Below are 7,979 nucleotides of genomic sequence, written 5' to 3'. Positions count from 1 at the left end.
CCTCCCGATCTCCACTCAAGATCAGGTTCGTATGGATGCCACGAAGTGAGTCAGTTTTGATCCGCCGTCAGAGGGTCACGGTTCAAGCGACGCCGACAGTGTTGGCGAACCGCATTTTCAGGAAGGGCACCGGCGTCCGGTCAAGGTCGGTGAGACCGAGCATGCGGTAGCGCGTGACCGCCTCGTCCAGGGTTTCCCGCCCGGAGAACTCGCAGGCATAGGCGGGATACGCCAGCCACACATGCTCCGTCAGCTCCGGTTTCTCCGCATGGTAGAAACGGTGCACCTTGGGCGCGATGCTCACGACAGCATCGAAGCGGCGCCCGGCGGGCGGCTCGAAGCCTTCAATCGATCCGAGAAAGGGGTTACGTGCGGCCATCTCGTCTTCGTGTTCCCGTGCGAACCGGAGGATGCTGACGGCCAGGCCCTCATCGTAGGTGTCCCGACCGCTCAGCTGGAGAAGACGCTTGCCGTCGGCGGACAGCGCCCCTGCGAAGTCGACCCCGGTCGCCGGCGACCAGTGCCAGGCATCAGGCAGCCCCGGGAGCGGCACCGCCCCGGACAATCCCATCACTACGGCGCGAACGTCCATGTTTCTCCGTGATCAGGTGCACGGGTATCCGTCTCCGACTTCCTGGATGTACGTCTCCGTCATCTGGCCACCGGGTTGCGGTGCTCGTACGTCAGCGAGGTTCAGGACATGCCAGTCACTCGGCCTGTGGCCGACCATCACCGTCCGGTCGAAGCTCGGCCGCGCAGTCACTTCCCACGCCTCGGGACGTCGGCGCCGCGCCGCCACACATAGAGGTGCGGTCAGGGCGCCGCCTCCCCGGGCATAGCCCTGCCCCGCCGCCAGCGCGGAACACCCCCACGCGAGGCTCCGGCTTCGCGTGGGTGTCGACCGTCGAGGGTCAGCTCCGCGACGCGTAGGTCACGAAGTCTGCCCACGCCCCGGGTGTGAGCGCGAGCCGCGGGCCCGATGCGTTCTTGGAGTCACGGACGTGGACCGTGGCAGCGGTGGGGGCGACTTCGATGCAGTCACCGGGCTCGCCGCTGCTGCTGTAGCTGCTCTTGAACCAGTGGAGTTCAGCGGTGCTCATAGTCTCCCCAGCACTTGCTCGATGAATGCCTGCGACTCCCTCGGCGTGAGAGCCTGCGCCCGGATCATGCCATAGCGCAGTTCAAGGATCCGGAGGTCCTTGGGGCTCGAGACCGGGCGGCCGTTGAAGGCCCCGTCGGAGCGTCCCATCGCCGTGCCGTCGGCGAACTTCAGCACCTCGATCATGCCTTGCGATCCAGCGTGCTCCTGCCGGTCGGTCGGCATGACCTGAAGCGTCACGTTCCTCAACTGCGCCACTTCCAAGATGTGTTCCAGCTGTCGGCGTAGCACCATCTTCCCACCATAGGGACGTTCGAGCGTCACCTGTTCCTGGACGAAGCTGAGCGTGGGAGCGGGCTCCCTCTGGAGGACGGCCTGTCGCGTCACACGAGCAGCGGTCTCCCGCTCCACAACCTCGTCGGCGAGCGCGGGCTGCGTCATCTCGAACAGCGCCCGCGCGTACTCCTCCGTCTGCAACAGCCCGTGGATGTTGTGGTTGCTGTACAGCAGCATCTCCACCGACCGTTCCTCCAGTTCGGCCAGCTGCCGCACCTTCTTCGGATACCGCGCCTTGCGCATGTCCTCCATGAAGGCTCGCAGATGCCCCTGCGCCTTCAAGATCTGGTCCGCCCGGTCCAGGTACTCCGGGCGGGGAATGCGGGCCCCGCGTTCCATCTTGCGGATCATGTCCTCGCCGTATCCGAGGGCTGCGGCCAGCTCGGACACGCTCACCCCGGCCGCCTCCCGGCAGACCCTGAGCAGGCGGCCCACCGCCTGCACCACCGGCTCGACCTCGTCGCCCGGCTCCACGTCCCAGCCCGCCTCGTCGACACACTTGTCCACGGCTCCTCCTTCGGCGCGTACGCGTACTCGTACTCGTACAACGCCCGGGACAGCCGAGACAGCCGAGACAAATGCCGGGACAGTGACGGTACGTACAAGCGTTGTCACTCATCCACGGAAGCAGATTCCGCCACGCTGAGTGACGTGAACCAGGAAACCAGTGACCCCACGCCCCGACTCGCTGCCGACCCCGTCCGGAACTTCAGCCTCCAGCTGTCCTCCACGCCTCGCGGCGCCCGTCTCGCCCGACTGCTCGCCACCGAGCAACTGCGCACGTGGGGACTGCCGTCGCACCCGGCGGAGCTCATCGTCGGGGAGCTGGCGGCCAACGCCGTCACCCATGGCCGGGTCTCCGGCCGGGACTTCAGGCTGTTGCTGTACGTCGTCGGCGACACGCTCCGCATCGAGGTCACCGACACGCGCGGTGACCGGCTCCCGCACCCACAGCAGGCCGCGGCCGACGCCGAGTCCGGCCGGGGCCTACTGCTCGTGGCTGCACTCGCCGACCGCTGGGGAGTCGTCCCAGGCCCGCCTCCGCGCAAGACCATCTGGGCCGAGGTGGGGGCCGGACCGATGCCGGGCTGCTGAAAGGTCGGGCGCCGCTACAACCACTCTCCGCCGTCGTCCTGCACGTCGGCTTGGTCGTCACGCACGACCACGACCAGCTGCACCGGCGCGTCCGTGGCGTCGTGTTTGACTCCGGCCAGGACGACCTTGCCCGAGAGCCGCCATGCGGCGTGGTCGATGTAGTCCGCGCCGTCGGTCACGTCCTCGTCGACGCTCTGCAACCGGCCCCCGGAAGCACCGGCTTCCAACTGGGCTTCGAGCCCCGGAAGCTCTGCGGTGGCCAGGGACGGGAAGATCAGGCTCCGGCTGGTTCGCCGGTCTGCCGGTTCCAGTCGGTGCCCAGGGGTGGAGCGAACACTCCCGGTCGGGAACGTGGCTGCGCGAAACCGTACGGTCACCCCCGTCAGGACACCCCGAGCAACTGATCCAGCATCTCGTCGTACGCCCGGAATCCGGCCTTGCCTTCGTCCGGTGCGTCGGACTCGGGTCGGAGGATGCCCGGCAGGTGCGCGACACGCCACATGCGGAAGACCAGGCTGGGAGTGCTCCCGCCGCTCGGGTCGGCCAGGGCACAGGCGATGGTCATCACCTCGGTGATCTGCTCCGCGCCCCGGACGGCCTCGGTGCCGGCCGCGACGGCCGCGGTGACGAGCGCCTGAAGCAGAAGCGTGAGCTGCAGGTCCGCTGCCATACGGCACATGCGGCGAACCAGCGCCGGCTCCTCCAGCTTCTCCAGAGGCTCGGGGACCCCCGTGACACCCGCGGACCACAGGAGCAGAAAAGCCGCGGGCACTTCATGATCGCGCAGTCGTCCCAGCTCGTCGACAACGGCCATGCCCGAGTCACTGAACCGGCAGACCGACCGGATACCTCTGAGCAGGCGCCCCACATCCTCGGACCGGTCGTCCAAAAAAAGGCCGACCGAGACGTCTGAGACGGACCATGAACCCGTGGCGTTCACCGCCCCGACCTCCACGACACCGCCGAGCGGGCCGAAGACACCACGAGCCAGCATGCTCTCCGACATGGGAACGATCGAACCTGCCACTACCGCACTCCTCGTAAAACTCTAGAACTGGCCCATCATGTGCTGAATCACCGCATCTCGCTGCGGAAGCGTGCGCGGGGAACCGGCATTCAGGATGTCGACCCCCTCCTGCGTGTCCACAAAGTACTCCGGCTGGCGCCCGGCGGGCCCGCTGTGCTCGCGGAGCACCGAATCAGCGAACGATCTCGGCACTTCGGTCCGGACCACGACTCCGTCGGGGCCGGCGTACTGTGTGGCGGCTCTGTTGAAGTCGTCGGTCAGGTACACGCCGGCGTCCGGGGTGTATTCGCGCTGCATGTCGTGAGAGCGGCCCAACGAGAATTCCCCGCCGCTCCAGTCCCGTGACCCGTGGTAGAGAACCACGCTCTCCTCGTCGCACGACATCAGACCGAAGGGGTCGGTCTGCCGCCACGGATGGGTCACGTAGCTGTAAGGATCCGGGGCGGGCACCAGGCCGAGTGGGTCCAGTGAGGTGTAACAACCGCTCTCCGGATCGTAGTGGCGGTGGTAGTTGTAGTGCAGTCCTGTCTCTTGGTCCTGGTACTGCCCGGGAAAGCGCAGCGGAGTGTACGCCCGGCTTTGCCGGGGCCAGGCCGTAGCACCCCATAGCGTCCGGTGGGCTCGCCAGCTCACCTCGCCGTGCGTGTCGACGAGTTGGGTCGGAGTGCCGACCAGATCGGTGACGATCGCGAAGAAACGAGCGTCTACTTCTTCCTGCGTGGCCGAGTCGGTCAGGCGTTCGGTCTGGGCGATCGGTCGCATGCCGGAGTGGTCCCAGGTGAGAGTGACCGCATTCGGCAGAGCCGGGTCGCTGGTGGTCTCCTCCACGAGAACCGGGCCGTCCCACGTGAAATCCGTCCGCTCCACTACTGACTGGCCGTCGTCGCCAAGTCGCTCCTTGGCGATACGGCGACCGAGAGGGTCGTAGGAGTAGCGCCAGAACGTGCCGTCCGGGGTCCTGACGGAGGTCAGTCGGTCCTCTGCGTCCCAGATGTACCGCCAGACTGCGGGCTTCCGGGACAGGCGCCTCTTGCAGCGCTCCACGACGCGTCCGGCAGCATCGTGGACGTAGCGCATTCCTCCCGCACGCTCCAGGCGACTTCCGGCGTAGGAACGACTGCCTTGCGCCGCGTCCAGTCCCGGATAACCGGACCATGAAGCAGAAGCGATGTGTCCTGCGACGTCATAGTCATAGCTTTCCGAGCGGCCTTCCCCCTGCAGGCTCCTGACGCGTCCCATCGAGTCGGTGTTCAGAACGACGGGGCCGTCGATGACATCGGACGCCCGGCTCGGATCGTGCTGCTCTCCGTAGCTGTATTCGCGGCCCTGGACCAGCCGGTCCGCAGTCGTCCACCGCTCTTCCACCGGCCGACCACTCGCGTCCCGCTTCTGGTCGAAGCGCAGGGAGGCGTCGACGAGACGGCTGATTTCCTGTCCGGCGGCATCGTGGCCGAACTCGATGGCGTGGCCGGAAGTATGCAGACGGGTCGTGCGTCCGACGGCGTCATACCCGTACAGGGCACGTGCACCGGAGGGCGTGACTCGCTCGACACGGCGCCCGGCGGAGTCGTACGTCGACACCGTCGACCGGCCGTTCACCCGCTCGGCGACGACCCGCCCGGCGGGATCCCGCTCCACCCTAAGGTCACAGCCCGGCCCCACGGCGCGGACCAACCGTCCCATGGCATCGTGTACGTACTCGGTGGCCTCGGCACCGACCACCTTGGAGCGAAGCCGCCCCATCGGGTCGTACTTGAACGCCACTTCCTGACGCGTCGGGTTCACCCGCCGAGTCAACCGGCCGGCCGCGTCCCGCTCATAGGTTGTCCGCTGCTCGTCGTAGTCCGTTTCGGCAACGAGCCGGCCGGCCGCGTCGTAGGTGTATGCCCAACGCAGGCCGAGGGGATTCACCGCCCGCGTGAGCCTCAGCGACGCGTCGTACTCGAACTCGTACCGCCCTCCATCGGATTCGGTCTGCGCGGTGAGCAGGTCGAAGGGACCGTATTGGAAGGACGTCAGGGCGCCGCCCGGCTGCACGTGGGACGTGCAGTTGCCCTCGCCGTCATAGGTCCACGTCTCCTGAGTGCCGTCGGGGTCGAGGACCCGGGCCGGGCGGCCTTCGACGGTCCACCACAGCCTGGTCGTTTCTCCCAGGGGGTCTGTGACGGCGCTGAGCCGGCCGAAGGAGTCGTACGTGCGTGTGGTGCGCTCGCCCAGGGCACTGGTGGTCTCGCATCGTAGGCCGGCGGCATTGCAGCGCACGGTCGTCATGGCGCCGAGTGGGTCGGTCACCGATGCGATCGCCCCGTGGGCGTCGTAGGCGAACCGCGTGCGCGCACCGTCCGGTGCGATGGACTCGAGCCGGTTACCTCGTGCGTCGTAGGTGTGTTGCCAACTCGTCCCGTCCGGCAGGTTGACGCGGGTCGGCAGGTGCAGTGCGTTGTACACCACAGTGACCACACCGCCGTCCGGCAGCGAGACACGCGTCGGCCGGCCGACCGTGTCCACCTCATGACGCGTGCTGTGCCCAAGGGGATCGGTGCGGGAGAGCAGGTGGTGGTGGTCGTCGTACTCGGTTCGAGTGCAGTGGCCAAGGGGGTCTATCTCGGCAACGACCTGGCTGTTGTCGTTGACAACGAACCGAGTGGTCGCGCCGTCGGTCGTCGTATGCCTGGTGACGCGGCATCCCCGCCAGGCGGAGAGTTCCTCGTCGTACGTGAACGTGCCGGCGACGTGTCCGGCCTGTCCGGCCTGTGAGACACATCGCCCCTGATCGTCGTAGACGTAGGCGTACCGGTGGTCGTTGCGGTCGGTCCACGACGTCATACGCAGGTACTCGTCGTAGGTGAACGCAAGGGCCAGGCCGGATGAGTTGACGACCTCGGTGAGGTTGCCGTCGTCGTAGCCGTATCGCCTGACAACGGTGTCCGAACCGTCCTCCGCATCGGCCAGATGCAGGGCGGTGACACGGCCGTCGGAGGTGGTGAAGGTGACGTGGTACCCGCCCGAGTGCCGGATCCCGAGCGGAACGCCGGACTCGTCGTAGTCGAAGGTGAGACTGTTGGCGTTGCGGTCGGTGATGCTGGTGATACGCGCAGTGCCGTCGGGCTGTGGGGCGAAGCGGCGGCTGAGACCGGTCCAGGGATCGTCCACTCGATACGTCCCGTCGGCCTCCCGGCTGAGGGGCATACGGGGCCCCGATTCGGGCAGCCGGAGATGCCCTGCCTGACTTTCGGCGCGGTAGACGAGAATCATCCCGTCCTCCGTGACGAAGAAGACGCCGTCCGCGTCCATCTCCAGACGCTGATCCAGAGTCGAGGACCAACCGGGGCCGAACCACCATCCGCATCCGTAGTCGGACGCGGCGCGGCGAATGAACGTCAGGGGCAGGGTTCCGGGAAGGGACACGTCCGTCTGGACCAGGAACGTGCCTCCAGTAGCGACGTCGACCGGGTCACCGCAGCCCTTGATCTTGCTCTTCAGCCGGTTGTAGGCGCCCTTGGCGCCGTCGGCCACCGCTGTCTTGGCGTTCTTGGCGACGCCTCGCGCGCTGAGGGCCATGCCCTTCAGCCCCGTCTTGCCCAGTGCCTTCGCGCCCTTGGCAAGCCCTCCGAGGGTGGTGAGCCCCTTCATGCCGGGTATGCAGTCCAGCGCGGCCAGTCCCACGTCCCACAGGGATGCCTGGCCCTTGCTGTATTTGTAGAGCGTGTCCGCAAGGACGACGAGGGCTGCGACGAGGACGATCGCGCCCAGGATCGGCCCGCCGATGATCATCGCGACGATGCCGACGACCGCCACGACGACCTTGCAGACCGCGACGATGCTGTCCCAGTTGTCGGAGACCCAGTCCCCGACCTCCTCCCACCACGACCGGTTCTGGATACCGGCGTCGGACGCCTCGTCGATCTTGCTCTTGGCCTCGCGGGCCGCGTCGTCACGCATCTTGCGCGCGTCCGCGGCCATCTTCTTCGCCACCTCCAGCGCGCCCTGCGCGGAGTCGACGGCCGACTGCGCGTTCGTCTGCGCCGTCTTCGCGTGCTGGACGTCACGGGTGGCGGCGCGGACCTTCCCCTCGTCCGGCTTGTCGGCGTCCGACTTGCTGCCGGTCGGATCGTCCTTGTACTTGTCCGCCTCCTTCGACGCCCGCGTCACCCACGAGTCCGCCGAGGACAGCTTCGACTGGGCGGAGGACAGGTCGTCACGGGCCTCCCGCGCCTTGGCCAGCGCCTTGTCGGCCAGGACCTGGGCCCGCTCCAGCTTCGGCCAGAAGTCGGCGAGAGCGTCGCCGCACATCCCGTACGACTTCTCCAGCTTCTTCAGGTTCTTCGGAACGCCGGAGAACTCCTCCTTGAAGACGGTCGCCGACTTGCCCGCCCACTCCGCCAGCGCCGACTCCCCCGCCATGCCCTTGACCAGACGCAG

7 protein-coding genes are annotated in these 7,979 nt (G+C 67.4%); 1 reads left to right on the top strand and 6 read right to left on the bottom strand.

Translation table 11 applies throughout. From position 1 onward, the window contains the following. Positions 1–82: 82 nt before the first annotated feature. From KUM40_RS34850 to KUM40_RS34840, 3 genes are all read right to left on the bottom strand, one after another. Positions 83–592: a hypothetical protein gene (locus KUM40_RS34850; protein WP_217170288.1), complete on the bottom strand. Its 510-nt coding sequence runs from the start codon at positions 590–592 to the stop codon at positions 83–85. A gap of 319 nt (positions 593–911) precedes the next feature. Beyond that, on the bottom strand, positions 912–1,100 hold the full coding sequence (locus KUM40_RS34845; RefSeq protein WP_217170287.1) for a DUF397 domain-containing protein: 189 nt from the start codon (positions 1,098–1,100) through the stop codon (positions 912–914). After that, a complete protein-coding gene (locus KUM40_RS34840) occupies positions 1,097–1,942 on the bottom strand; it encodes a helix-turn-helix transcriptional regulator (RefSeq protein WP_217170286.1) in 846 nt (281 codons plus the stop codon). The genes KUM40_RS34845 and KUM40_RS34840 overlap by 4 nt, the downstream gene beginning before the upstream one ends. A 144-nt stretch (positions 1,943–2,086) precedes the next feature. Between KUM40_RS34840 and KUM40_RS34835 the strand changes: the two genes are divergently transcribed. Further along, positions 2,087–2,530, top strand: a complete 444-nt coding sequence (locus KUM40_RS34835) for an ATP-binding protein (protein ID WP_217170285.1) — start codon at positions 2,087–2,089, stop codon at positions 2,528–2,530. Between the two features lie 14 nt (positions 2,531–2,544). Here the strand turns inward: KUM40_RS34835 and KUM40_RS34830 are convergent, their stop codons facing one another. The 3 genes from KUM40_RS34830 to KUM40_RS34820 all read right to left on the bottom strand — a co-directional run. Beyond that, positions 2,545–2,730, bottom strand: a complete 186-nt coding sequence (locus tag KUM40_RS34830; protein ID WP_217170284.1) for a hypothetical protein — start codon at positions 2,728–2,730, stop codon at positions 2,545–2,547. 182 nt (positions 2,731–2,912) lie between these two features. Next, positions 2,913–3,536, bottom strand: a complete 624-nt coding sequence (locus KUM40_RS34825; protein WP_217170283.1) for a hypothetical protein — start codon at positions 3,534–3,536, stop codon at positions 2,913–2,915. Between the two features lie 42 nt (positions 3,537–3,578). After that, positions 3,579–7,979, bottom strand: a 4,401-nt coding sequence (locus KUM40_RS34820) for a DUF6531 domain-containing protein (RefSeq protein WP_254396091.1), incomplete at its 5' end; no start/stop codon positions are given.

This window comes from Streptomyces sp. AC512_CC834 (assembly GCF_019049325.1).
Lineage (GTDB): Bacteria > Actinomycetota > Actinomycetes > Streptomycetales > Streptomycetaceae > Streptomyces.
This window is presented reverse-complemented; position numbering and strand designations above follow the sequence as displayed.

What these genes read in the sequence shown, in the direction of transcription:
- KUM40_RS34850 (WP_217170288.1), bottom strand. Translation starts at nt 592, where the DNA reads ATGGACGTTCGCGCCGTAGTGATGGGATTGTCCGGGGCGGTGCCGCTC.
- KUM40_RS34845 (WP_217170287.1), bottom strand. Translation starts at nt 1,100, where the DNA reads ATGAGCACCGCTGAACTCCACTGGTTCAAGAGCAGCTACAGCAGCAGC.
- KUM40_RS34825 (WP_217170283.1), bottom strand. Translation starts at nt 3,536, where the DNA reads ATGTCGGAGAGCATGCTGGCTCGTGGTGTCTTCGGCCCGCTCGGCGGT.